This window comes from Arthrobacter sp. SAFR-044, assembly GCF_059414985.1.
In genome coordinates this window covers 149,414-172,118 of the sequence record NZ_JBPFDN010000010.1, presented here as the reverse complement: position 1 = coordinate 172,118, position 22,705 = coordinate 149,414, and the positions used below count along the sequence as shown (strand labels likewise).

The 22,705-nt window shown below is 66.6% G+C and carries 26 protein-coding genes; 10 read left to right on the top strand and 16 right to left on the bottom strand.

Going from position 1 to position 22,705, the window contains the following annotated elements; all coding sequences use genetic code 11:
- Positions 1-926, top strand: a 926-nt coding sequence (locus ACR65J_RS16280; RefSeq protein ID WP_440170986.1) for a CBM96 family carbohydrate-binding protein, incomplete at its 5' end; no start/stop codon positions are given.
- 149 nt (positions 927-1,075) lie between these two features.
- Here the strand turns inward: ACR65J_RS16280 and ACR65J_RS16275 are convergent.
- Positions 1,076-1,642: a hypothetical protein gene (locus ACR65J_RS16275; protein ID WP_440171003.1), complete on the bottom strand. Its 567-nt coding sequence runs from the start codon at positions 1,640-1,642 to the stop codon at positions 1,076-1,078.
- A gap of 2 nt (positions 1,643-1,644) precedes the next feature.
- Positions 1,645-1,962: a hypothetical protein gene (locus ACR65J_RS16270; protein WP_440170984.1), complete on the bottom strand. Its 318-nt coding sequence runs from the start codon at positions 1,960-1,962 to the stop codon at positions 1,645-1,647.
- A gap of 643 nt (positions 1,963-2,605) precedes the next feature.
- Between ACR65J_RS16270 and dnaB the strand changes: the two genes are divergently transcribed.
- Positions 2,606-3,988: a replicative DNA helicase gene (gene dnaB / locus ACR65J_RS16265; protein WP_331323972.1), complete on the top strand. Its 1,383-nt coding sequence runs from the start codon at positions 2,606-2,608 to the stop codon at positions 3,986-3,988.
- On the opposite strand, the gene ACR65J_RS16260 is transcribed toward dnaB, so the two are convergent.
- Complete coding sequence (locus ACR65J_RS16260; RefSeq protein WP_440170980.1) at positions 3,985-5,001, bottom strand: acyl-CoA thioesterase; 1,017 nt, start codon at positions 4,999-5,001, stop codon at positions 3,985-3,987. The two genes, dnaB and ACR65J_RS16260, sit on opposite strands and share 4 nt — an antisense overlap.
- 128 nt (positions 5,002-5,129) lie before the next feature.
- Entirely contained in the window at positions 5,130-5,567 is a 438-nt protein-coding gene (locus tag ACR65J_RS16255; protein WP_440170978.1) for a DoxX family protein, read from the bottom strand.
- Between the two features lie 108 nt (positions 5,568-5,675).
- On the opposite strand from ACR65J_RS16255, the gene ACR65J_RS16250 reads away from it, so the two are divergent.
- The 3 genes from ACR65J_RS16250 to ACR65J_RS16240 all read left to right on the top strand — a co-directional run bounded on the left by ACR65J_RS16250 (position 5,676) and on the right by ACR65J_RS16240 (position 8,162).
- On the top strand, positions 5,676-7,028 hold the full coding sequence (locus ACR65J_RS16250) for an MATE family efflux transporter (RefSeq protein WP_440170976.1): 1,353 nt from the start codon (positions 5,676-5,678) through the stop codon (positions 7,026-7,028).
- 66 nt (positions 7,029-7,094) lie between these two features.
- On the top strand, positions 7,095-7,685 hold the full coding sequence (locus ACR65J_RS16245) for a hypothetical protein (RefSeq protein WP_440170974.1): 591 nt from the start codon (positions 7,095-7,097) through the stop codon (positions 7,683-7,685).
- Between the two features lie 99 nt (positions 7,686-7,784).
- Complete coding sequence (locus ACR65J_RS16240; protein ID WP_440170972.1) at positions 7,785-8,162, top strand: hypothetical protein; 378 nt, start codon at positions 7,785-7,787, stop codon at positions 8,160-8,162.
- Positions 8,163-8,202: 40 nt separating this feature from the next.
- Here ACR65J_RS16240 and ACR65J_RS16235 read toward each other — a convergent pair whose 3' ends face one another.
- A complete protein-coding gene (locus tag ACR65J_RS16235) occupies positions 8,203-8,748 on the bottom strand; it encodes a CGNR zinc finger domain-containing protein (protein WP_440170970.1) in 546 nt (181 codons plus the stop codon).
- A 71-nt stretch (positions 8,749-8,819) separates the two neighbouring features.
- Between ACR65J_RS16235 and ACR65J_RS16230 the strand changes: the two genes are divergently transcribed.
- Positions 8,820-9,854 carry an EamA family transporter gene (locus ACR65J_RS16230; RefSeq protein ID WP_440170967.1) on the top strand — a complete coding sequence of 345 codons (1,035 nt, stop codon included), beginning with the start codon at positions 8,820-8,822 and terminating at the stop codon, positions 9,852-9,854.
- A gap of 179 nt (positions 9,855-10,033) precedes the next feature.
- Here the strand turns inward: ACR65J_RS16230 and ACR65J_RS16225 are convergent, their stop codons facing one another.
- Positions 10,034-10,297 (bottom strand): WXG100 family type VII secretion target, encoded by a 264-nt coding sequence (locus ACR65J_RS16225; protein ID WP_043448478.1) that lies wholly within the window; start codon positions 10,295-10,297, stop codon positions 10,034-10,036.
- A 213-nt stretch (positions 10,298-10,510) separates the two neighbouring features.
- Between ACR65J_RS16225 and ACR65J_RS16220 the strand changes: the two genes are divergently transcribed.
- Positions 10,511-10,783 carry a DUF2277 domain-containing protein gene (locus tag ACR65J_RS16220; protein ID WP_440170965.1) on the top strand — a complete coding sequence of 91 codons (273 nt, stop codon included), beginning with the start codon at positions 10,511-10,513 and terminating at the stop codon, positions 10,781-10,783.
- A 21-nt stretch (positions 10,784-10,804) separates the two neighbouring features.
- On the opposite strand, the gene ACR65J_RS16215 is transcribed toward ACR65J_RS16220, so the two are convergent.
- From ACR65J_RS16215 to ACR65J_RS16190, 6 genes are all read right to left on the bottom strand, one after another.
- A complete protein-coding gene (locus tag ACR65J_RS16215; protein WP_440170963.1) occupies positions 10,805-13,090 on the bottom strand; it encodes a heavy metal translocating P-type ATPase in 2,286 nt (761 codons plus the stop codon).
- A gap of 28 nt (positions 13,091-13,118) precedes the next feature.
- A complete protein-coding gene (locus tag ACR65J_RS16210) occupies positions 13,119-13,358 on the bottom strand; it encodes a heavy-metal-associated domain-containing protein (RefSeq protein WP_440170961.1) in 240 nt (79 codons plus the stop codon).
- Positions 13,359-13,409: 51 nt separating this feature from the next.
- Entirely contained in the window at positions 13,410-13,760 is a 351-nt protein-coding gene (locus ACR65J_RS16205) for a metal-sensitive transcriptional regulator (protein WP_440171001.1), read from the bottom strand.
- A gap of 307 nt (positions 13,761-14,067) precedes the next feature.
- Positions 14,068-14,580: a universal stress protein gene (locus ACR65J_RS16200; RefSeq protein WP_440170959.1), complete on the bottom strand. Its 513-nt coding sequence runs from the start codon at positions 14,578-14,580 to the stop codon at positions 14,068-14,070.
- A gap of 81 nt (positions 14,581-14,661) precedes the next feature.
- On the bottom strand, positions 14,662-15,414 hold the full coding sequence (locus ACR65J_RS16195) for a class F sortase (RefSeq protein WP_440170957.1): 753 nt from the start codon (positions 15,412-15,414) through the stop codon (positions 14,662-14,664).
- Between the two features lie 103 nt (positions 15,415-15,517).
- A complete protein-coding gene (locus ACR65J_RS16190; protein ID WP_440170955.1) occupies positions 15,518-16,252 on the bottom strand; it encodes a hypothetical protein in 735 nt (244 codons plus the stop codon).
- A gap of 278 nt (positions 16,253-16,530) precedes the next feature.
- Between ACR65J_RS16190 and ACR65J_RS16185 the strand changes: the two genes are divergently transcribed.
- From ACR65J_RS16185 to ACR65J_RS16175, 3 genes are all read left to right on the top strand, one after another.
- The gene (locus tag ACR65J_RS16185; protein WP_366367305.1) at positions 16,531-16,731 is read left to right on the top strand and encodes a hypothetical protein; all 201 of its coding nucleotides are present in this window, start codon (positions 16,531-16,533) and stop codon (positions 16,729-16,731) included.
- A gap of 72 nt (positions 16,732-16,803) precedes the next feature.
- On the top strand, positions 16,804-17,913 hold the full coding sequence (locus tag ACR65J_RS16180; RefSeq protein ID WP_440170952.1) for a WD40/YVTN/BNR-like repeat-containing protein: 1,110 nt from the start codon (positions 16,804-16,806) through the stop codon (positions 17,911-17,913).
- Positions 17,906-18,193, top strand: a complete 288-nt coding sequence (locus tag ACR65J_RS16175) for a MoaD/ThiS family protein (protein ID WP_440170949.1) — start codon at positions 17,906-17,908, stop codon at positions 18,191-18,193. The genes ACR65J_RS16180 and ACR65J_RS16175 overlap by 8 nt, the downstream gene beginning before the upstream one ends.
- Before the next feature lie 157 nt (positions 18,194-18,350).
- On the opposite strand, the gene ACR65J_RS16170 is transcribed toward ACR65J_RS16175, so the two are convergent.
- From ACR65J_RS16170 to ACR65J_RS16155, 4 genes are all read right to left on the bottom strand, one after another.
- The gene (locus tag ACR65J_RS16170; protein WP_440170948.1) at positions 18,351-18,587 is read right to left on the bottom strand and encodes a hypothetical protein; all 237 of its coding nucleotides are present in this window, start codon (positions 18,585-18,587) and stop codon (positions 18,351-18,353) included.
- A gap of 124 nt (positions 18,588-18,711) precedes the next feature.
- Entirely contained in the window at positions 18,712-19,938 is a 1,227-nt protein-coding gene (locus tag ACR65J_RS16165; protein ID WP_440170946.1) for a pyridoxal phosphate-dependent aminotransferase, read from the bottom strand.
- A 36-nt stretch (positions 19,939-19,974) separates the two neighbouring features.
- The gene (locus tag ACR65J_RS16160; protein WP_440170944.1) at positions 19,975-21,666 is read right to left on the bottom strand and encodes an alpha-amylase family protein; all 1,692 of its coding nucleotides are present in this window, start codon (positions 21,664-21,666) and stop codon (positions 19,975-19,977) included.
- Positions 21,663-22,703, bottom strand: a complete 1,041-nt coding sequence (locus tag ACR65J_RS16155; RefSeq protein ID WP_440170942.1) for a TIGR03885 family FMN-dependent LLM class oxidoreductase — start codon at positions 22,701-22,703, stop codon at positions 21,663-21,665. Before ACR65J_RS16155 ends, ACR65J_RS16160 begins: the two co-directional genes overlap by 4 nt.
- Between the last annotated feature and the right edge of the window lie 2 nt (positions 22,704-22,705).

Below are 22,705 nucleotides of genomic sequence, written 5' to 3'. Positions count from 1 at the left end.
ACAGCGGCCTGCTGGTGCTCGCGGATGTCAACGCCACCAGCCGGTACTGGCACTACTACAGTCCCAGCAGCGGCGGCGGCAGTGGAAGCGGTGACACCACCGCTCCGACTGTGGCGGCTACCTCGCCGACTGCCGGTGCCACCGGTGTAGCGGTCACGGCCAATGTAACAGGGACCTTCTCGGAAGCGATGACTGCATCAACCGTCACGTCGACCACTTTCACCCTGGCGGCGGGCGCGACTGCCGTCCCGGCCACCGTGACGTACGACAGCACCAACAAAGTGGCGACGCTGAACCCGAACGCTGACCTGGCGGCGGGGACGACGTACACGGCGACCATCAAAGGTGGCACCAGTGGGGTGAAGGACACGGCCGGCAACCCTCTGGCCTCGGACAGGACGTGGACCTTCACCACCGCGGCCGCGGCGGGCGGGGGCGGCACACCGCAGACCGTCACCCTGACGGCAACAGCTGACACCTATGCGTCCAGCGGGTCGGCTGGATCGAACTTCGGCACAAGCACCCTGCTGGGGGTGGACAACAGCCCCGTGGAGGTGACCTACCTCAAGTTCGACCTCTCACAGTATTCGGGCAGGACGCTGCAGAGTGCCACCTTGCAGCTGCGCAGTGCCGGGAGTGGTTCCACGGGTACCCAAAACGTCAAGGTGGTTGCAGATGACAACTGGACCGAGGCGGGGATCACGTATAACAGCCGTCCGGCGCTCGGAACCATTATTGGCAAGCTTGGCCCTACAACAACCAACACCAGCTACAACATTCCGCTGACCGTGAGCGGACTGTCCGGAGAGCTGGGCCAACAGCTCTCGCTCGGCCTGGACTCGAGCAGCAGTGATGGCCTGGACCTCAACTCCAGGGAAGCGGGCGGCACCGCGGCACCCAAGTTGATCCTGACCCTGGGTCAGTAAACCGGCCGGCAGCCAGGAACAGATCGGGACCCCGTCCAGCAGGACGGGGTCCCGATCTGTTCAACCGACCACCAGCTGTACGCCCCGCCCATCAGTGACCGCGGGGCTGGGACGTCCGGGCAGTTGCTGGCCCGCATGTCTGGTTCCTGCTAGTCGTCCAGCAGCGCGATGAATTCCCGTGCCTGCTTCAGCGAGATATCCGAGTGGCGCGTCAAAGCGTTGGCAGCGGCCTCGGTATCGCCACTCCGGGCCAGCGTGCGGATCCTGCCGTAGATCTCATCATTGAGCATGTTGCTGCTGACCTCGCGGGTTACGTCGCCTTTGCTCGCGATCGCCCGGTAGCGGTACGGGAACCGCTGCGGCTCGTCGTCGTCCTCCTCAACCACCTGCGCCTGCTCCTGGCTCCGGTAGGGCTGGGGATGGGCGGCCAGGGCGCCGACGGCGTCACGCGAGGCACGCAGGCCCTCGCCGGTGACCTCGTAGTAGAGCTTGATGGCGGCCATCGCCTGGCCCTGCGCGATCAGGGCATAGATCCTCCGGTGCTGGTCCTCCGACAGCCTGTTCGCAGCTGCCTGGGCGAGCTCCTGTGGTGCGGCGGGCTGTGCGGACGGGGCCGTGCCGTGCGATGCCCTGCGGTTGCGGGCGGCGCGGTATGCCACCATAACCAGCGCAACCACCGCGAGCAGGATAAGGACCGGGACCACAAGGGATTCCATCTTCATGAGCCGTTCTCTGTACTTCCTGGCCGTCGCCAGGTGCGATTGCCGTGCTGGTCGCCCGCGCGGATATATTCCTGCTGCTGGTTGTGTTGCTGGGCGTTTTGGCTGGGGTGGGTAGCCGCCGCCAGGCGGGCACGGGCTGCGGTGGCCGCCTGGACCTGGGCTGCGTAGTGCCTGGCAGAGCGCTCGGCGAGTTCCCGCTGGTATTTTTCGGCTTCTGAGGTTCCCGCATCACGCGGCCGCAGTGCGGTAGCAACGCCCCACATGAGCGCTACCAAAACTATCGCCGGCAACAGCACCAGCAGGAGATCGCCCATATGTAGAGCTTAATCCACATCGGGTTTATCCACAGCAATATTCACTACCCCGCATACAGGCGCGGACGGGCCGCCCTTGGACTTCCGGCACGGAATATGAGATGCGCCACGAGCTCGCACACTACCCGTTCCGGAAGGTCCTTCAGCCTTCCTCCCCCTAGCGGTCCCGTTCCGTACCTGTGGATGAAATTCCCGCGAAGAAATATTTACTCCACATGGCAGCCAAGGAGTTTTCGCAGGTCAGGCGCGAATCACCAGCCAAAGAAAATTAGTATCCACAGACTTCCCCACAGGCTGTGCACAAGCTATGCCCCATAGTGCACAGGTTATCCACAGCTCCTGCGGGATGCTGGCTTTGCGGCTGGCGTCCCGGCGGCTAGCGTAGCGGGGTACCTGTTCTCCGCAGCCGAAGCAGGTCCCACTGTTTCGGTTTCCGGGCCCCTTCGCACCGCTGCCCGCCTCTGTCTGTGGAAAAGCTGTGGATATTGGGGATAACTCCGGAACGGAGCCGGTTTCCGGACCGCGGCACGTGAATGTCAGGGCCTGCGGGTAGACCTTGATGGGTGGCGGATCCGGTTGTCGGAGGCCGCGAACAGGATGGATCACCGGGCGGCACACCCGGTACAAATGGAGGACGGCAGCTTTGTCAATCGCGCATCTGGACCCTGTCGAGGCAACCCGTGGATCGGACGCGAGCCGGAAGCCGCCCCAGGATATAGCGGCTGAACAGTCCGTCCTGGGCGGAATGATGCTGTCCAAGGACGCCATCGCGGACGTTGTCGAGATCCTCCGCGGCCAGGATTTCTACCGGCCTGCGCACGAGACCATTTATGAGGCCATTATTGACCTCTATGGGCGCGGGGAGCCCGCGGACGCGGTTACGGTGTCCGACGAGTTGACCAAGCGCGCCGAGATCAACAGGATCGGCGGCCCGGCCTACCTGCACGAACTGATCCAGACCGTGCCCACTGCCGCCAACGCCGGCTACTACGCCGAGATCGTGGCCGAGCGGGCAGTGCTTCGCCGCCTGGTGAACGCCGGCACCAAGATCGTCCAGCTGGGTTACGGCTCCGACGGCGAGGTGGAGGACCTGGTCAACCAGGCCCAGGCGGAGGTTTACGCCGTTGCCGAACGCCGCACCGCCGAGGACTACGTGGTGCTGAAGGACGTCATGGAGTCCACGGTGGACGAAATTGAGGCGTCCGGCCACCGCGGTGAAGGCATGACCGGTGTCCCCACAGGCTTCTACGAACTCGATGAACTGACCCACGGGCTCCACCCCGGCCAGATGATCGTCATCGCTGCGCGCCCCGCCGTGGGTAAGTCAACCTTTGCCCTTGACTTCGCCCGGTCCGCGGCCATCAAGAACAACCTCTCCACGGTGATGTTCTCCCTGGAAATGGGCCGGAACGAGATCGCCATGCGCCTTCTGTCCGCCGAAGCCACCATTGGGCTCCAGGACCTCCGCAAGGGAACCATCAAGGACGAGCAGTGGTCCAAGATTGCCACCACGATGGGCCGTATGAATGATGCCCCGCTGTTTATCGACGACAGCCCCAACATGTCCCTTATGGAAATCCGGGCCAAGTGCCGGCGCCTGAAGCAGCAGCATGACCTCAAGCTGGTCATCCTCGACTACCTGCAGCTCATGAGCTCGGGCAAGAAGGTGGAGTCCCGCCAGCAGGAGGTTTCCGAGTTCTCCCGTGCGCTGAAGCTCCTCGCCAAGGAACTGCAGGTCCCCGTCATCGCCCTGTCCCAGCTGAACCGTGGATCTGAACAGCGCCAGGACAAGCGGCCCATGGTGTCGGACCTCCGTGAGTCCGGTTCCATCGAGCAGGATGCAGACATGGTCATCCTGCTCCACCGTGAAGACGTTTATGACAAGGAATCACCCCGCGCCGGGGAGGCGGACATCCTGGTGGCCAAGCACCGTAACGGCCCCACCAAGGACATCGTGGTGGCGTTCCAGGGCCACTACTCCCGCTTTGCCAACATGGCCGGCGACGCCGGTGGCGGAGGCTTCTAGGCGCCCTCGCCTCCTGACTGGGACGCGGCGCTGCCGGCAGGTCCTGCTGCGGCCAGCAGATGGTTCGGCAGGCGGTTCCCGGGGGCCGTGCCCCGGATTTCAAGGAGTTCGCGGGCGTGGGCGTGGAGCCGCTTGTCTTCCTCGCTGACCGGCACCCAGGCCGGAACGGGCACGGAGGTGCCTTCGTCGTCGCGCGCCACCATCACCGTGAGGCAGTAGGTGGTGAGGTTCAGTTCCCGGCCCTTGGGGTCGCCGGAACGGACGTGGACGGCGATGTGCATGCCCTTGGTCCCGGTGTACACCAGACGGGCCTCGACCTCCACCACATGGCCAATGAGCAGGGGCCGGTAGAAGCGCACGCCGCCGGAGAAGACGGCCACAGTGTCCCTGCCGCAGTAGCGGGAGGCGCACACGTACGCGGCTTCGTCGATCCATTTCATGACGATGCCGCCGTGGACCTTGCCGCCCCAGTTCACGTCGGTAGGGGCGGCCATGAACCGCAGTGTCACGCGTTCGGCCGTACCCGCGTCGGTATATTCCTGCCGGTTCATGGCTTCCACGATCTGCTCCCTGACCTTGATCCTGGCCAGTGCGTGGTCCCGTTGCTCAATCTCCGCAGGGGTTGTGGGTTCGAACTGCTCCACCGGGATGGGCTTGCCGTCCGCGCCCACCGCCACGAAGATCACCATGCACTGGCTGCGCATGGTGGCTGGCCCGCCCTTCGGATCGCCGGAGGAGACCACGGTGTGGATGTGCATGGAGGACCGGCCGGTGTAAACGATGGTGGCCTCAACTTCCACCATGTCTCCGCTGTTGACGGGGTCAGCGAAGTGGATGTTCCCCACGTACGCGGTCACGCAGTAGGACTTGGCCCAGCCCACCGCTGCGGCGTAAGCGGCCTTGTCCACCCACTCGAGCACCGTGCCGGCATCGACTGAACCACTGTGTCCCACGTCGGTGGGGGCGGCTAGGAAGCGGAGGGTTACCGAGTTGGGCCGGCGGGTCTCAGTCATGCTGCGATCCTACTGGCGGCCCCGGTTACCGGCCGGTTGGTGCCGCAACAAAGCGAAGCGCCGCTTAAAGTCCGACGGCGGCAGGTCACCTTGGGTGAGCTGCCGCCGTCGGGCTGGGGCATGGGGGGTTACGCGAGGACCGCGAGCCGGGACTCAGGACGGCGGCCGAAGAGGGCACGGTCCAGGGAGAGCCGCCCCGCTCCGGTGAGGGCCAGGGCGAAGGAAGCCGCGGCCAGCAGGAGCACGAGTTCGTACCCCCCGTTTGCCGCGAAAACGCCGGCCTGGACGTGCACCAGGAACAGGGCGCCCAGCATGTCCAGGACAAGCAGGGCGGCCACCACGCGGGTGAGGATCCCCAGGATCAGGGCAATGCCGCCTGCCAGTTCGAGGACGGCGATGGCGGGGGCCACGACGTCGGCCGCCGGAACGCCCATCTTGGCGAAGGAGGCCTGGGTGCCGGCGATGGTCCATTCATTGAACTTCTGCCAGCCGTGGGCTGCGAAGAGGAAGCCGAGGATGATGCGAAGGGCGGCAAGGGCGGTGGTGGTCAGTGCTGACTTGTTCATGGATCCACTGTCCCCGAGCAATAGTTGAACTGTCAACTAATATGCTGAAAGTGTGGGCTTTGTCATGCCCGGGCCTCGTCGGCTGGCAGCCGCGGTTAGGCTGGCAACGTGCCCCAACAACCTGCGCTTGCCCCCGCGGCCGGGACCCGCGGCCCAGCCCGCGAAATCCTCCGCCTCGCCGTCCCTGCCTTCGGGGCGCTGGTGGCTGAACCCCTCTTCCTGCTGGCTGACTCTGCCATCGTGGGGCATCTTGGCGTCGCCCAGCTTGCCGGGGTGGGACTGGCGTCCGCTGTGCTGCAGACCGCCGTCGGGCTGATGGTCTTCCTGGCGTACTCCACGACGCCTGCCGTGGCCCGTGCCATCGGCGACGGCCAGTTGGGCAAGGCCCTCGCCGCAGGGCGCGACGGCGTGTGGCTGGCAACGCTGCTTGGTGTGCTCCTTGCGATGGCCGGCTTCGCCGCTGCAGAGCCGCTCATTGACCTGCTGGGCGCGGAAGGCAGCGTGCGCACCTTTGCCGTCGAATATTTCCGCTGGTCCATGCCGGGCCTGGTGGCGATGCTCCTGATCTTCGCCGGCACCGGCGTGCTTCGCGGACTGCAGGACACCCGGACCCCGCTGGTGGTGGCAACGGCCGGATTCGGCGTCAACATTTTGTTGAACCTGTGGCTTGTCTACGGCCTGGGCTTGTCTGTGGCCGGATCGGCGATCGGCACCAGCCTGGCCCAGTGGGCCATGGCTGCCGTCTACGTCGTGATGGTGCGCCGGAACGCGGTGCGGCACGCCGTCAGTCTTCTGCCCAGCTGGCGGGGCATTCTTGGCATGACCCGTGTTGGATCCTGGCTCATGCTGCGTACACTCAGCCTGCGGGCAGCCATCCTGGCCACGGTGCTGGTGGTGACGGCCCAGGGTGAGGTCAACCTCGCCGCCCACCAGCTGGCCATGACCATCTTTTCCTTCCTGGCTTTCGCCTTGGATGCCCTGGCTATCGCCGCGCAGGCGCTGATCGGGAAGGAGTTGGGTGCTTCGAATGCCGGCAGGGCCCGACTTCTCACCGGCACCATGACCAAGTGGGGCGCAGGGTTCGGCGTGGTCACGGGCCTGCTGCTGGCCGCAGTTGCCCCCTGGGTGGGGGCCGTGTTCACTCCGGATCCGCAAGTGCAGTCAGTGCTCACCGTTGCGCTCTGGGTCCTGGCTGCCGGACAGCCCATCGCCGGATATGTCTTTGTCCTGGACGGTGTATTGATAGGTGCCGGGGACGCACGGTACCTCGCTCTCGCCGGGCTGGTGAACCTCGCCGTCTACGTGCCGCTGCTGGCCGGGGTGGCGCTCTCCGGTGCCACCGGCGCCGCAGGGCTGGCCTGGCTCTGGGCCGCCTTCGGCGTGGGATACATGGCCGCCCGCGCCCTGACCCTTGGCCTTCGTGCCCGGTCTGACCGCTGGATAGTGCTGGGGTCCGCCTGAGGCGGCATTCCAGGCCGGCACGGTGGCCGGGTTCGACCTTCCGGCAGCCGGCACTAAACTGGACCGGTGACGCAACCATCCACTCCCGCGGGCGCAGCCCCGGGAACTGCCCCCCGCAACGACCTCTGGAAGCCGGTCCTGCTGCGCGCGGCTGCCGCGCTGGCATTCGGCGCGATGACGGTGTTTTGGACTTCGCCTTCCGTGGAGGTCATGGGCTGGGCCGGCGGCCTCTACCTCCTGGCGGCCGGTGTGGTGTCCCTCCGGACTGTCCCCGCAGCGGGTTTCGCGCAGAATTCCACGCCCGGAAAGCTGCTTTCCGCCGGCGGCGCCGTCCTGGCCGGTGCCGGTTTTGCGGTGATCCTGCTGCACAGTGACCTGTTGTTCGGGGTGATCGCGGCCCTGGGGCTGGGCGTTGCCGGTGTCCTCGAACTCGCCTGCGGCCTGCAGAACAGGGGCCGCCACGTCCTGGCCCGCGACTGGATGGCGTCCGGAGTCATCGGCATCGGAACGGCCGTGCTGCTGCCGTTCTTCATCAACCTCGGAGCCCACGCCCTGCTCGGCGTAGCCGGGGGAGGAGCCATCATTTCGGGCGTCCTGTGGGTCCTGTCCGGCCTGACGCTGCGGCACGATGCCCGCCCCGGCGCAGGAAAGCCGTAAACTAGGAGGAGCGCCCTTCTACTTTCTGTAGAAAATCCGGCGCGAAACCGCAATTCGTAAACCAGGCCGGCCGCGCGCCGCCTGCAGGGAGGAACCACTGTGGCTGACCAGCATCAAGGAAAACCGCGCAAGCTGCGGACCTCGGTGAAGGGGCCGCTGATGTTTTCGGCATTCTGGGCCGTCGTCGCCTTCGTGGCAGTGTTGATCTTCGCCTCCGGGGGGAGCGCCCGGGCGCCCCGCTTCGACCTCGCCTTCACGGCCGCCGGCATCGCCTTCATCGTGACCCTGGTGATCGCCGCCATGCTGTCGATGAGCTACAAGGAGAACGCCGAACACCTCGGCAAGGGGTCGGGCGTGAACCTGAGCTCCGCGCCCAAAGCATCTCCCCACGGAGGGTCCGGCCACGGCTTCGGTGCTCCCGGCCGCGAGAACCCGCCGGCATCCGGCAACGGCAGTGACGGCACGCCCCAGCGCTAGCGGCAAACCAGCGTTAAGGGCCAAGCGCAGGAAGACCCTGCTAATTCGCGGCCGCCTGCCTGGCACGGTAGGCCGCAACATGCGCCCGGTTGGCACAGTTTCCCGTGTCGCAATACCGCTTTGACCGGTTCCGGCTCAGGTCCAGCACCGCCGCATCGCAGTCTTCCGACTCGCACATGCGCAGCCGCTCCATCTCCTTGCTGCGGATCACGTCAGCAAGGGCCATTGCCGCCTCGGTGCTCATCCGGTCCGACAGGGGAGCTTCCGGCGCCGTTGCATGCAGATGCCAGTCCCAGCCGTCGTGCTTCATCAGCTGAGGCAGCGCATTCGCGTCCCGCAGCAGCCGGTTAACCGTTTCAACGGCGGCATCCTCATCCGCGGTCCAAACCGCTGCCAGTTCACGTCGCAACTGCAGCACGCTTTCCAATTCCGCGGCATCGCGGCTCCGGCCGCCGGAGAACCCTTCAGCGGCCAGGAAGGCGTCCAGATCTGCCACGGAAGCCAGTCCTTCCCTGCCATTCGCGGAAGTGTTGATGAGGTTCACCACCGTACGCAGCGCCACTTCAGTGTCAGGGGCGAAAACCATGTTGACTCCTTACAGCACCCAAGCGTAGTGTCATGAGCATTACCCCACTTTACTCCTGACAGGAGGCGACGGTGCCTGCCGCCAACAACATCACCCCCACCCCGGAACTGCGCACCGGGCGCCCTGGCTTCCTGGCGTCCGGGCTCGGAACCGCACTGTTCTCTTCCGCGGTTTTTGGCCTGTCCGGGTCCTTCGCCAAGTCATTGCTTGAGGCCGGCTGGTCGCCGGGAGCTGCCGTCACCGCCCGCCTGACTGGTGCGGCGCTGATCCTTGCACTGCCCGCTGCCTTTGCGCTCAAGGGCCGCTGGCACAAATTGCGGGACAACTGGCTCACGATCGTGTTGTTCGGGCTCATTGGTGTGGCGGCCTGCCAGTTGTTCTACTTCAACGCGGTGGCCCGGTTGTCCGTGGGAGTGGCCCTCCTGCTGGAGTACCTGGCCCCGGTGATCATCGTCCTGTGGCTCTGGGCCGCGAGCCGGCGGCGTCCCAGGCTGCTGACGGCCGGCGGGACACTGCTGTCCCTCGCCGGGCTGGTGCTGGTCCTTGACCTTACCGGCGCCGTGAAGGTGGACCTCATCGGGGTCCTTTGGGGAATGGCGGCCGCCGTCTGCCTGGCCATTTATTTCTTCATCACCGCCAGGGAAAATGACACCCTGCCCCCCATTGTCCTTGCGTCAGGGGGACTCATGACTGGCGCTGCCGTGATGTGGCTTGCTGCCGCAACGGGCCTGCTGCCCATGACATTCAGTGCCGCGGACACCACGCTTGGCCCCTGGACCACACCCTGGTGGGTGTCCCTTGCGGGACTGGTGGTGCTGGCCACCGTGCTGGCGTACGTCTCGGGCATCATGGCCGCGCGGGCCCTCGGTTCCAAAGTGGCATCCTTCGTGTCGCTGACGGAGGTCCTGTTCGCAGTGCTGTGGGCATGGCTGCTGCTCGGCGAACTGCCCGGCGCCATCCAGCTCCTGGGCGGTGTGCTGATCGTCGGCGGGGTCATCCTGGTCCGGGTGGACGAGCTGCGTGCCGCCGCATCCCCCGGCGAAAAAGGTGCAGGTGTCACGGCGTCACCCTTGGAACACGCGAACGACGTCGAGCCCGTCCCTTAGCCACGCCCGTCACCTGCGCTTCGCCCGTGCCTTAGCCGTACCCGCCCGGGAAGCCGGCCACCGGCAAGGCGGGCCGCCGCCTTGCCGGTGGCCCTGCACCCCCAGGCGCCGCCGTCGGACGCCAACAAAAAAGGGCAGGGACACCGGTTGGTGTCCCTGCCCCGCCCGCTGCGGTAAGCCTAGTGGGAGGCCTGGCTCTGCTCTTCGGCGTTGCGCTTGGCCTGCGCGCCCGCTTCCTTCAGTGCCTCGGCAACCTTGGTGAGCATCGCCGTGTGGGTGCCGGACCATTCGTTGCGGAACTTGGTGGCGTCCGGGCCTTCCCAGTTGGTGCTGCTCAGGACCTTGGTGAGAGTGGATTTCTGCGTCTCGATCTCGGACGCCCCTGCCTGAAGCTTGCTGCCGAGCTGGCGAAGCTGCTCAACGTCTGCACCCCAAATAGCCATCAGTTTCTCCTTGTTGAAATCGTGGATCCGAACCAGATCGGCATCCCCAGCGGCCCCCCGGCTCATCCGGAAGATCCATTGCCTAAAACCTATCCCGGACCCCAAAAAAGTGTCGATGGGCAGCCCTGCCCATGCCGGGCTCCCCATGGACGCCGGGCGGAGGCCATGAAAAAGGGGTCGATCCCAGGCGTTGGAAGAGCCTAGCATGGCGGTATGTGCCGGAATATCCGAACCCTCCACAACTTCGAGCCGCACGCCACGTCCGAGGAAGTGCACGCAGCCGCCCTGCAGTATGTCCGCAAGATCAGCGGCAGCACCAAGCCGTCAAAGGCCAACCAGGAGGCCTTTGACGACGCCGTCCATGAGATCGCCCACATCACACAGCACCTGCTGGATGCGCTGGTAACGCAGGCGCCGCCCAAGGACCGGGACGCGGAAGCGGCCAAGGCCAAGGCGCGCGCCGCAGTGCGTTACGGCGCGGCCTGAGCCTCGGCCGACGCACTGCTGCTATTTCCCGAAGCTGCGCAGGCGCAGCGAGTTGGCCACCACCAGGACGGAACTGGCGGCCATGGCAGCGCCGGCGATCATCGGATTGAGCAGCCCCAGGGCGGCCACCGGGATGCCCACCGCGTTGTAGAAGAACGCCCAGAACAGGTTGGTCTTGATGGTGCCCAGGGTCTTCCGGGACAGCTCGATGGCCTGTGCCACCTGGGCGAGGTCGTTGCCCATTACCGTCAGGTCAGCGGCTTCGATGGCCACATCCGTGCCGGACCCCATCGCAATTCCCAGATCGGCCTGCGCCAGCGCCGCGGCGTCGTTGACGCCATCCCCGGCCATGGCCACCGTGGCGCCCCCCGCCTGGAGCTTCCGGACTGCCTCGACCTTCCCTTCCGGCAGGACGCCGGCGTAGACGTCGTCCGGGGCGATGCCGACGGCGGCAGCCACCCGGGCGGCGACGGCGGCGTTGTCCCCGGTCAGCAGGATGGGCCGCAGGCCCAGTGCCTTCAACCGGTCGACGGCGGCTGCGGACCCTTCCTTGACGGTGTCCCGGAGGCTGATGATTCCGGCGGCTTTCCCATCCATGGCAACGCAGATGGCCGTCGCTCCACCCTCCTCAGCGGACGACAGCAGGGCCCGCTGGCCGGCATCCAGGACAATCCCGTTCTGCTCCAGCCAGCCGCTCCGCCCTGCCATCACGGCCCGGCCCCCGACGGTTCCCGAGACTCCGCCGCCCGGGGCGGAACTGAAATCCTGCACGGATGGCAACGGGCCGGCGTCGTCCGTTGCGCCCATCGACGGCGCCCCGGCAACTGCTGCCGCCGCGATGGCGCGGGCCACCGGGTGCTCGGAGGCGGCCTCGACGGCTCCGGCCAGCCGGAGGACGTCCTGGTCCTGGAACCCGGGGAACGCTGCCGTCGCATCCACGGCCAGCACGCCCGTGGTGACGGTGCCCGTCTTGTCCAGCAGGATGGTGTCAACGGTGCGGGTGTCTTCAAGGACCTGGGGGCCCTTGATCAGGATGCCCAGCTGGGCTCCCCGGCCCGTGCCCGTCAGCAGGCCCACCGGGGTGGCCAGGCCGAGTGCGCAGGGGCAGGCAATGACCAGCACGGCGACGGCGGCCGTGAACGCCTGCCGCAGGTGGTCCCCGTCAGCGGCCGGGCCGGCGAGGAGGAGCCAGAGCACGAACGTCAGGACGGCAAGCGCCAGGACCACCGGCACGAAGACCGCGCTGATCCGGTCTGCGAGCCGCGCGATGGGTGCCTTGCCGGTCTGGGCCTGCGACACCAGCCGCGCCATCTGGGCGAGAGTGGTTTCGGAACCAACCCGGGTGGCCCTGACCAGGAGGCGGCCGGAGGTGTTGATGGTGGCGCCGGTGACGCGGCTGTCCGGTCCCACCTCCACGGGGACCGATTCACCGGTCACCAGGGAGGCGTCAACGGCCGAGGCCCCGTCCACCACTACGCCATCGGTGGCGATCTTCTCTCCCGGCCGGACCACCAGGACGTCGCCCACCTGGAGCTTGTCGGCGGAAATTTTCTCCTCGTTGCCGTTGCGCAGGACAGTGGCATCCTTGGCACCCAGGTTCAGCAGGGCCTTGAGGGCATCACCGGCCTTCTGCTTGGCATTGGCCTCCAGGTACCGGCCCAGGAGCAGGAAAGTGGTGACGACGGATGCCACCTCGAAGTACAGGCCGCCGGACATGCCCTCCATGCCCGGGTGCTCGGTCATCCGCGGGTCCGCCAGCAGCTGCCAGGCCGAGAACAGGTACGCTGACGCCACCCCGAGCGACACCAGGGTGTCCATGGTGGAGGCGAGATGCCTGGCGTTGATGGCCGCGGCACGGTGGAAGGGCCATGCAGCCCACGTGACCACCGGCAGCGCCAGCACTGCCGCCACCCACCCCCAGTTGGGGAACTGGAACGCCGGGACCATGCTGACCAGGAATACCGGGGCCGTCAGGGCTGCGGCGAGGATGAGGCGCGGGCGGAGCAGCGATGCGGGGACCGCAGCGGCTTCAGTGGCAGGCCCGGCTTCCGGACCCTTAGGGTGTTGGGCGCGGACCGTTGCCTTATAGCCGGCCGCTTCCACCGTTGCTGTGAGCTGTTCGTCGGTGACGCCCTCCGGGACCGTGACGTATGCGGACTCCAGTGGCAGGTTGACCGTTGCGGCCACACCGTCGAGCTTGCCGAGCTTCTTTTCCACCCGGTTGACGCAGGATGCGCACGTCATCCCTTCGATGTCGAGTTCGACGATGCGGGTGCCCGGCGGGCGGAGCAGTTCCTGGTGGCTCATGGTCGGCTTTCCGGTAGTGGAAGGGTTTCTAGGCTTCGTTGGCTACCACCAGGTAGCCGGCCTCGGCTACGGCTTCGCCGATTTCCGCAGGGGAGAGTTCCTTGCCCGAGGTGATGGTCACGGTGGAAACGCCGCCGGCGTTCAGGTCCACGTTCACTGCTTCGACGCCTTCAAGGGCTTCGAGTTCTTCGCTGACTGCCGACACACAGTGTCCGCAGGTCATGCCGGAGACGCTGATGGTTGTGGTGGTGGGGGAGGTGGTGCTCATGGCTTGCTCCTTCAGTGGGGCCGGCGGTGGCCGGGGTGGGATGGGGTGGTGTCAGCGAAGCAGCCGGCCGATCGCGTCGGCAGCTTCCTTGACCTTGGCATCAATGGCTTCTGCGCGTGCGTCGGGGTCCGGTTCGGAGGCTGCCCCCACCACGCAGTGGCCGATGTGTTCCTCGACCAGGCCGAGGCTGACAGCATGCAGGGCCTTGGTGACGGCGGCAACCTGGGTGAGGATGTCGATGCAGTACTTGTCCTCATCCACCATCCGGGCGATGCCGCGCACCTGGCCCTCGATGCGCTTCAGGCGGCGCAGGTACGCATCCTTGTTTCCCGTGTAGCCATGTTGCGGGGCGGTGCCATCCTCGGTGGCCGGCCGCTCGGCCGCGGAAACGGCTTCTTCCATAGCGTTCATGCAGTCAACTTATACCCGGGTGGGGTATCTTGGCAAGTACCCCTAGGGGGTATCATTGGCGCGGTGGGGTCCGACTCACCCAGGTTTCCTTCAGGGCACAAAAAAGCTCCGGAGTGCGTTATTGGGGGATACGCACTCCGGAGCAGCTTTTGGGCAATTCCGGCTTCCATCTCTCTGGATCGGCCTTGCTGAAATTAGCTTACTGGCAGGTACGGCACTGCGCCAGCACCGAGAATAACTACTTTCGCTTTACTTTAGCCGGGCCCCGCAGGGAGGCATCCGCGTCCCTGCCCGCTGCTCATGGCCGGTCCTCGTGGGCGGCCATCCGATAGGGAACCACCAGCACCGGCCGGCTTTGATGGTGGCTGAGCCAGGCCCCCACGGATCCACCCAGGGCCTCCGAGAGCCGGTGGGACAATCCCCGTTCCGAGGTGCCCACAATGATGATGGTGGCGTCCACTTCGGCTGCCAGCTGCCCAAGGGCACGGGCCGGATCCCCGGTGAGGGTACGGAAAGACCACTCGGGGCGACCGCCGCCCGCCGGCAGCTTGTCCACCGTGGCCTGGACCTGTGCCTTCAACTCCGCGGCCAGTGCAGGCATGTCATCATCAGCGTCGGGGTGCCGCGAAAGGCGGTGGGCGGAGCGGGCGGGGTCCCACTCCACAAGGTAGCTGGCTTCATCTACGTACGCGCAGACCAGGGGTGCGGCCAGCCGGGCAGCCAGGGCGGCCGCGGCCTCGATCACCTCCGGGTGCTGTTTGGGCATGAGTCCCACCAGCAGCGGGGCCCCGTCGAAGTGTTCCCACATCATGCTGCCCATTGTCCGCCCGCCCACGGCGGGGTGAACAGGTACGTTAGGCCCGGGCAGCCCCTTGACTGCCGGACCGGGTCGCTAGGGAACTGCGGGGAACGCGGTCACCACCACGTTCTTGCCCCACGGATCCTCCGTGTAGCAACTGATGAGGACCAGGCGGTTGGGCACCATGTCCCAGACCGGACTGTCCTTGAGGCTTGACTTCAGATAGGTGGTGACGCTGTCCACCCGGTAGCTGATGGTTCCGGCCGGAGTCTCAACATCAAGCCGGTCACCAACGGCCGCCGCGGAACTGAGATGGTTGAAGGGAGCGTCCGCGCCTTCCCAGCTGTGGCCGATGACGTAGGTGGTGTTGCCAGAGCCTTTCCCTGGCGTGCCGAAGGCCGTCAGCCAGTATCCGTCCTTGGTGGCAGGGGGCTCGATGGTGCGGCTGGATTGGGCTTCGCCGTCCAGGTCCAGGGGCTGGATAGCGACGTCGAAGGCGGCGGCCGGATAACGGATGTGCAGTGGAGGGGCAGCCGGTGGAAGGTCAGGTGCCTCCACTGCCGGCCGGGCCGGGCTTTGTGCAGCGGCTGCCGCAGCGTGCGGCACACCGGTCTCCGCCATGGGGGCCGCGCCGGCGGACCCAGCAGTGCCGGGAGCCGAAGCGGAGCTGACGGGGACAGCCAGCAGCGGTGAGGGATGGAACAGGGGAGCGCCAATGGTGAAGGACAGGAAAGTGAGGACACCACACCAAAGGATGGCGAGGTCGCCCCGGTTCCACCGCCGCCAGCCCGGGCGTCCCGTGACGCGTCGCCTGGGCGCCGCGTGCCGGCGTCGATCCTGTGGCATGGCATGTCCTCCCGGGCCGGGCTGGATTGGAAGGAAGGCGTCCTGCCGGGCACTGGCAGGACGCCTTCCTTGTCTGGAGCCACTGGAAGTGGCGGGTTATGGGCTAGCCGTCGGTGTGCAGCAAACGTGGCCGACGGCGGACGGCCACCGCTGCTCCTGCGGCCGCCAGCGCTCCCAGGCCTGCGAGCCAGCCGGGCCCGCCGTCGGCGGCACCCACTGCCGTCTGGGCGTTGTACCCCTGGTTCGTTCCCACGCTGACGGGAGTTGCGGCGGGAGCTGCTTGGGGGGCTGCCTTGGGAGCAGCGGCAGCCTGTTTGGCGGGTGCGGCCTGGCCCGAGACAGCGGCCGGTGCCACCGCCGGCGGTTCCACCGCAGTGGTTTCCGGTTGGACAGCGGGCGGTTCCTGAACAGGCTGGTCGACGACGACGGGCGTTTCCTCGGCCGGCGGAGTCACCACAGGAGGTTCCTCGGCGGGAGGTTCGACGACGACCGGCGGCTGCTCGGCAGGCGGTGTCGCCGGAGTTGTGGCAGGAGGATCCACCACAACGGGCGGGTCAATCACTTCGCCGGGCGGCAGTGTCGCACCGCACTCGTTGACGTAACGAAGCTTTCCCTCGTTGGTCCAGTTCTTTCCCTCCGGCAGTTTGGTGGTTGGAGGAATGATGTCATCAGGGTGCTGGTCGTGGCCGCCGGTCCCGTTGGCGTTGAATGACATCTGGGTGAGGGTCTTTCCGTCCCAGTGGCAGGCCACCACCTGGTCAGGGGCGGCTATGGCAGGCGCTGTGAGGCTGATCAGGCCGAGCCCAACCACCCCCAGTGTGGCTAAGGTGCGTTTCATGATTTCTCCCCATATATGTGTGAAACGGACCATGGCGAGGACTGGCCAGCAGTAGCGCCCTATGCCCCAGCAACACGGTCAGCTTGCTTTGAGATTTCAGGCTAGGGGGACCGCTTGACGCAGTCGCCAGTAGGGGATACTCGTCTTTCCCGGGCACCTGCCGGCCAAGTTACCTGCCGGTACCCTAAAGCCGGCCTTGGCCACCTGCTTCCGCGCCAGGACCTTGTCCGCCGCTTGGGCCGCGCCTAACGTTTTAAGTGCAGCAAGGAGGGAAAATCGTGGAAATCTTCATGTGGTGGCTGGACCTGGACCTGGCCAGCAAGGAGTGGTTGCGGCAAAACCTCCATGCGGAGGAACTGCCGCTCCCGGTGCTTCAGGGGATCGCGGAGGCGGGCGGTCCGCATCCGGGCAATCCGGCCGCCGTGCTGACCGCCGCTGACTGGGACTTCATCGAGACCCAGTCGGAATTCGTGGACTGATCCCTCCCGGTCTGCGATTGGGGAAACGCAGGGGGCGGAAACCGTTGCGCCTTGGCCCCTGACGGTGGTTGCATGGTCCGCATGGCAACGGCGGCAGAATCCTTCATCCTGGCAATCGGCACCAAGAAAGGGCTGTGGCTCGCCACCAGCCGCGACCGGCGGGAATGGTCCTTCACCGGCCCGCATTTCCTCATGGCTGAAATCCCCAGCATCGGGATCGATACCCGGGAGGGCCGCACGCGGATCCTGGTGGGGGTCCGCAGCCCGCACTGGGGGCCAACGGTTGCACACTCCGATGACCTGGGCGCCACCTGGTCCGAGCCCGAGCATGGCGCCATCACGTTTCCCGAGGACACCGGCGCCGCCCTCGACCGCGTATGGCAGATCTACCCGGACGCAGAGTCCCGTCCCGGAGTTGTGTGGGCGGGGGCCGAGCCCATCTCCGTCTGGAAATCCACCGACGGCGGCGAGCACTTCGAGTTGAACCGGGGCCTGTGGGACCACCCGCACCGCAGTGAATGGGGAGCGGGCTATGGCGGTGCGGCGGCCCATTCCATCGTCGTGGACCCGGTGGGCGAAACCGTGCACGTCGCCATGAGTACCGGCGGGGTTTACCGCTCGCTCGACGGCGGCACCTCCTGGGAAGCGCGCAACAAGGGCATCTCGGCCTACTTCATGCCGGACCCCAACCCGGAGTTCGGCCAGTGCGTGCACAAGATCGCCGCCGATGCCGCCGTGTCAGGACGCCTCTACGCCCAGAACCACCACGGGGTCTACCGGACGGACGACAACGCCGACAGCTGGAGCTCGATCGCCGACGGCCTGCCCGCGGACTTCGGCTTCGTGATGCTGACGCATCCGCGCCGGGACGGCACCGCCTGGGTGGTTCCGCTGAAGGCCGACGGCGAACGCATCCCTCCCGACGGAAAGCTCGCCGTCCACCGCACGGACGACGCCGGGACCACCTGGACCCGGCTCAGCGCCGGTCTCCCCGAGCACGAGTACAACAGCGTGCTGAGGGACGCCGCATCGGTGGACACCGCCGAACCCGCCGGCGTCTACTTCGGCACGCGGGGCGGCACCGTCTATGCCAGTGCGGACGAAGGGGACACCTTCAGGGAAGTGGCGTCGCACCTGCCGGACGTCCTCTGCGTCCGGGCAGCAGTGGTGGCCGGTGCCTGAGATCTCGTTGCTGCTTCCCAGTGTCCTGCAGCCCCTGGCCGGCGGCCAGTCGGTACTGTCCACCCCAGCCGACGGGCCGGTAACGGTAAGGCGCCTGCTCGACGCGGTGGCATCGGACTATGCCGTGCTGGGCCGGCGGCTCCGTGACGAAACCGGGGCGCTGCGCAGATTCGTCAACATTTACGTCGACGGCGACGAGGTGCGGCGGCTGCAAGGCCTGGAGACCGAGGTCCAACCCGGCCAGGAGGTGCTGGTCATCCAGTCCGTTGCGGGAGGCTGAGCTGCCCATGGAGCCCTGATCGCAAACCAATCCAAAGCATCACGGACGCCACCGTCGAGTGGCTGCATTCGCCGGTACATCATTGGCAGGACCAAAATTAGGGACGGGTTGCGGACAGTCCTTCCTGACTACGCCCGCCACCCCCTCCCCGCACCGGCTATGCCACCCGCCAGACGCTGCACTCGTCCGTATTGACTGCCTTGCGCACGCCGCTGATGCGGTCCAGGATCCAGACCACGCCGATTCCGGGCGCTGTTTCCTGGACGCTGCCGCGGCGGATCACCACGTCGTCATAGGAGGGCCCCACCGACAGGCGGGCTTCGATTTCATCGCCGCGGTGGAGCTGGTCCAGGGCACGGACTCTTGTTACATGCGTGGTCGCTTTCTTCAACATCGCGGGGCCCTCCTGGCTGGAGCTGATGCCGGCTCTTGCCTGCACTACCAAGTCTGGCCCGGCAATGTTGCGTACTGGTTTCCCCGCGGTTAGGGCGCGGTTAGTTCTTCGCGCCGCCCCGGTTTCAGGCTGTTGCCCCGCTCCGGTAGGCCGCAAGGAAGGCGGAAATCCTCCGGACGGCTTCCTCGATGTCCAGCACCGAGGGAAGGATGACAAAACGGAAGTGGTCCGGCGCCGGCCAGTTGAAGGCCGAGCCGTGGGAGACCAGGATCTTTTGGTCCCGGAGCAGGTCCAGGACGAATTTCTCGTCGCTCTCGATCGGGTACAGCTCCGGGTCCAGCCGCGGAAACAGGTACATTGCGCCCGACGCCGGGACGCACGTGACGCCGGGAATGGCCGTCAGCAGTTTGTGGGCAAGGTCCCGCTGCTCACGCAGCCGGCCACCCGGCTTCACCAGCGCATCGATGCTTTGGTAGCCGCCCAGGCATGTCTGGATGGCGTGCTGGGCGGGAACATTGGCGCACAGGCGCAGCGAGGCCAGCAGTTCCAGGCCTTCACGGTAAGCGGCGGTGGCGGCCAGTGGACCGGTGATGGCCACCCATCCGGCCCGGTAACCGGGCATCCGGTAGGCCTTGGACAAGCCGCTGAAGGTCAGGCAGCAAACGTCCTCGGCCACGGCCGCGGTGTGGATGTGCGTCGCACCGTCGTAAAGCACTTTCTCGTAGATCTCGTCGGAGAACAGGACCAGGTTGTGCTTCCGGGCAAGGCCGGCGAACTGTTCCAGGATGTGCCGGGGGTAGACAGCCCCTGTGGGGTTGTTCGGATTGATGATCACAATGCCCTTGGTGCGGGTGGTGATCTTCGCTTCCACATCGGCCATGTCCGGCCACCAGTTCTCTGCCTCGTCGCAGACGTAATGCACGGGCTTGCCGCCGGTCAGGGTCACGGCGGCAGTCCACAGGGGGTAGTCAGGTGCCGGGACCAGGATTTCGTCGCCGTTTTCCATGAAGGCCTGCAGGCACATGGAGATCAGTTCGCTGACGCCGTTGCCGACCACGATGTCCTCGACCCCGATGTTCATCAGGCCGCGGGTCTGGTAGTACTGCGAGATGGCCGTCCGGGCCGTGAAAATGCCTTTTGAATCGCTGTAGCCCTGGGCGCCGCGAAGGTGGTGGATCATGTCCACCACCACGGACTCCGGTGCCTCCAGCCCGAAAGGTGCCGTGTCCCCCAGGTTCATCTTGAGGATCCGGTGCCCTTCGGCCTCCATGTTTTTGGCGGCCTCAAGGATCGGCCCGCGGAGTTCGTAGCGGACGTTCCGGAGTTTGCTGGAGTGTTGCATGGCGCGCATGGTTGATCTTTTCACAAAGCACGACGGCGGCGGAGGCTACGGGGCCAGCCGGTCGCCTTTCCGGTGCACGCGGAACCAGCGGTAGCCGTAGCGTCCCAGCTCCACCTGGAAGCCGCCATCGGGATCCAGGGCGGCGTTGCCGCCGTCGAACAGGTCCAGCAGCATGGCACCCCGGAATGCCTGCGGCCCGTCCCCCGGCCCCACCTTCCCGCTGACCTTCACCGGGTCCTCGCCGAAGTTGTGCAGCAGCACCAGCGTGCCGCCGTCGGAACTGCAGGTGTGGGCGAACACCGCAGGCTCGGGCTGGTCGATGACCCCAAAGACGCCCCAGCCCAACTCGGGCGCCTCCCGGTAGCGCGCGATCAGCGTGGCCATGAAGGTGAACAGCGATGCCGGGTCGCGCTTGCCCGCCGCCGCGTTGACGTTCTCCGGCCCGTACTGGCCCCGCACCAGCGGGGCCACCAGGTCCGACGCCTTGGCGCTGGAGAAGCCGCCGTTCTTTTCGCTGTTCCACTGCATCGGCGTGCGGACCGCGGCCCGGCTCTTCTGCCGGAGGTCCTCGCCCATGCCGATCTCCTCGCCGTAGAACAACACGGGCGTGCCGGGCAGGGAGAACATCAGCGAATACACCATCCGGAGGCGCTCCGGGTCCCCGCCCAGCATCGGCGGCAGCCGCCGTCGCAGGCCCCGGCCGTAGATCTGCATGTTCTTCTCCGGCCCGAACGCGGCGAACACCTCCTGGCGCTCGCCGTCGCTGAGCTTGTCCAGGGTGAGCTCGTCGTGGTTCCGGACGAACATGGCCCATTGGTTGTCCGGATGGATGGCCGGCCGGCTCTTGAGCGTCTCCGCCAGCGGCCGGGCGTCCTGGCGGGCCAGCGACAAGTAGATGTGCTGCATGGACATGAAATCGAATTGCATGTTCAGCTCATTGCCCTCCGGCCCGCCGAAGTACTCGAGCTGCTCCTTGTACGGCAGGTTCACTTCGCCCAGCAGCACGGCACTGCCGTTGCGCCGGCTTACGAAACTGCGCAGCGCCGCCAGGTAGGCGTGCGGATCGATGTTCGCCGCCTCGTCCTTTGGCTGCCCGCGCGTCTCCAGGAAGAACGGCACGGCATCCAGCCGGAAACCGTCCAGCCCCAGCTCCAGCCACAGCCCCATCGCCTTGGCAATCTGGTCCCGGACCTGCGGGTTCATCACGTTCAGGTCGGGCTGGTGCTTGGCGAACATGTGCAGGTACCACTCGCCAGTGGCCTCGTCCAGGGTCCACAGCGAGTTTTCCTCCCCGGGAAACACCACTTCGGAGGACGTGTCCGGGGGCGTGTCCTGCCGCCAGACGTAGAAGTCCCGGAACGGGTTGTCGGTGGACTTCCGCGCCTCCACGAACCAGGGGTGCTGGTCCGAGGTGTGGTTCACCACGAAGTCCGCGATCAACCGCATGCCGCGGTCCTGTGCGGCACGGATGAACTCCACCAGGTCGCCAAGGGTCCCCAGCCGGGAGTCGACCGCGAAGAAATCCGTCACGTCGTAGCCGTCGTCGCGGTCCGGGGACGGGTAGAACGGCATCAGCCAGATGCACGTCACGCCAAGCGCGGCGAGGTAGTCCACCCGCTGGGTCAGGCCGGCAAAGTCACCGGTGCCGTCGCCGTCGTCGTCAAAGAATGTCTCCACGTCCAGGCAGTAGATGACGGCGTTCTTCCACCACAGGTCCGACGTCTCCGCGATCCTCATGCCGGAGCGTCCGACGCCGGTATGGCACTTGCACGGACCAGTTGCGGTTCAGCGGGGGCTCCGGCAGCCGTGGTTCCAAGGGTGCGCAGCTGCGGCAGGACGTCCGCGCCGAACGCATCGATGAAGGACGCCTGCTCCTGGCCCACGAAGTGCAGGTACAGCTCGTCGAAGCCCAGCTCCGCATACCCGCCCAGCCACTCCACGTGCTGCTCCAGGCTGGCGGAAACGTTGACCGTGCTGCGGACCTGCTCCTCGTGCACATGCTCGCCCACGCTGTCGAAATGTCCTGCCGTGGGCAGGTCCCAAGGGATGGGCGGCGCGAACGTGTTGGTCCGCCACTGGTCCAATGCGATATCAAGGGCCTCATCCTCTGTGCCGGCCCAGGACAAATGCACCTGCAGCACGGCCTTCCCCCTGCCCCCGCTGTCACGGTAGGCGGCCAGCATATCGCGCAGCTTCGGTGCGGGCTGGTTGACGGTGACCAGGCCGTCCGCCCAGGCCGCTGCCCGGCGCGCCGTGTCCACGCTGATGGCCGGTGCGATCAACGGCGGCGGGGTTTCAGGGACATCCCAGATCCGCGCCTGCTCCACCGTCACCAGGCCCCGGTGGGTGACCTCCTCGCCGCGGTGCAACCGGCGGATCACGTCCACGCACTCCTCAAGCCGGCGCTGCCGGATGTCTTTCGGTGGCCAGGGATCACCCGTGACATGCTCATTCATGTTTTCCCCGCTGCCCGGCGCGAACCAGAACCTGCCCGGAAACATGCCGGCCAGCGTTGCTGACGCGTGCGCGATGATCGCCGGGTGGTACCGCTGGCCGGGCGCGGTCACCACTCCGAACCGCAGGCCGGTGGTGGCCAGCGCTGCTCCGAGCCAGGACCAGGCGAAGCCGGAGTGCCCCTGCCGCGCGGACCACGGCTCGATGTGGTCCGAGCACATCGCCGCATCGAAACCGGCGCGTTCGGCGTGCTGGACGTCCTTCAGCAGTTGGCCGGGGCTGATCTGTTCGTGCGATGCGTGAAAACCGACAGTGACCATCG

What these genes read in the sequence shown, in the direction of transcription:
- ACR65J_RS16165 (WP_440170946.1), bottom strand. Translation starts at nt 19,938, where the DNA reads ATGCGCGCCATGCAACACTCCAGCAAACTCCGGAACGTCCGCTACGAA.
- ACR65J_RS16275 (WP_440171003.1), bottom strand. Translation starts at nt 1,642, where the DNA reads ATGGAATCCCTTGTGGTCCCGGTCCTTATCCTGCTCGCGGTGGTTGCG.
- ACR65J_RS16195 (WP_440170957.1), bottom strand. Translation starts at nt 15,414, where the DNA reads ATGCCACAGGATCGACGCCGGCACGCGGCGCCCAGGCGACGCGTCACG.
- ACR65J_RS16180 (WP_440170952.1), top strand. Translation starts at nt 16,804, where the DNA reads ATGGTCCGCATGGCAACGGCGGCAGAATCCTTCATCCTGGCAATCGGC.
- ACR65J_RS16270 (WP_440170984.1), bottom strand. Translation starts at nt 1,962, where the DNA reads ATGGGCGATCTCCTGCTGGTGCTGTTGCCGGCGATAGTTTTGGTAGCG.
- ACR65J_RS16190 (WP_440170955.1), bottom strand. Translation starts at nt 16,252, where the DNA reads ATGAAACGCACCTTAGCCACACTGGGGGTGGTTGGGCTCGGCCTGATC.
- ACR65J_RS16155 (WP_440170942.1), bottom strand. Translation starts at nt 22,703, where the DNA reads ATGGTCACTGTCGGTTTTCACGCATCGCACGAACAGATCAGCCCCGGC.
- ACR65J_RS16210 (WP_440170961.1), bottom strand. Translation starts at nt 13,358, where the DNA reads ATGAGCACCACCTCCCCCACCACCACAACCATCAGCGTCTCCGGCATG.
- ACR65J_RS16220 (WP_440170965.1), top strand. Translation starts at nt 10,511, where the DNA reads ATGTGCCGGAATATCCGAACCCTCCACAACTTCGAGCCGCACGCCACG.
- ACR65J_RS16200 (WP_440170959.1), bottom strand. Translation starts at nt 14,580, where the DNA reads ATGATGTGGGAACACTTCGACGGGGCCCCGCTGCTGGTGGGACTCATG.
- ACR65J_RS16215 (WP_440170963.1), bottom strand. Translation starts at nt 13,090, where the DNA reads ATGAGCCACCAGGAACTGCTCCGCCCGCCGGGCACCCGCATCGTCGAA.
- ACR65J_RS16260 (WP_440170980.1), bottom strand. Translation starts at nt 5,001, where the DNA reads ATGACTGAGACCCGCCGGCCCAACTCGGTAACCCTCCGCTTCCTAGCC.
- ACR65J_RS16225 (WP_043448478.1), bottom strand. Translation starts at nt 10,297, where the DNA reads ATGGCTATTTGGGGTGCAGACGTTGAGCAGCTTCGCCAGCTCGGCAGC.
- ACR65J_RS16170 (WP_440170948.1), bottom strand. Translation starts at nt 18,587, where the DNA reads ATGTTGAAGAAAGCGACCACGCATGTAACAAGAGTCCGTGCCCTGGAC.
- ACR65J_RS16255 (WP_440170978.1), bottom strand. Translation starts at nt 5,567, where the DNA reads ATGAACAAGTCAGCACTGACCACCACCGCCCTTGCCGCCCTTCGCATC.
- ACR65J_RS16205 (WP_440171001.1), bottom strand. Translation starts at nt 13,760, where the DNA reads ATGGAAGAAGCCGTTTCCGCGGCCGAGCGGCCGGCCACCGAGGATGGC.
- ACR65J_RS16235 (WP_440170970.1), bottom strand. Translation starts at nt 8,748, where the DNA reads ATGGTTTTCGCCCCTGACACTGAAGTGGCGCTGCGTACGGTGGTGAAC.
- ACR65J_RS16160 (WP_440170944.1), bottom strand. Translation starts at nt 21,666, where the DNA reads ATGAGGATCGCGGAGACGTCGGACCTGTGGTGGAAGAACGCCGTCATC.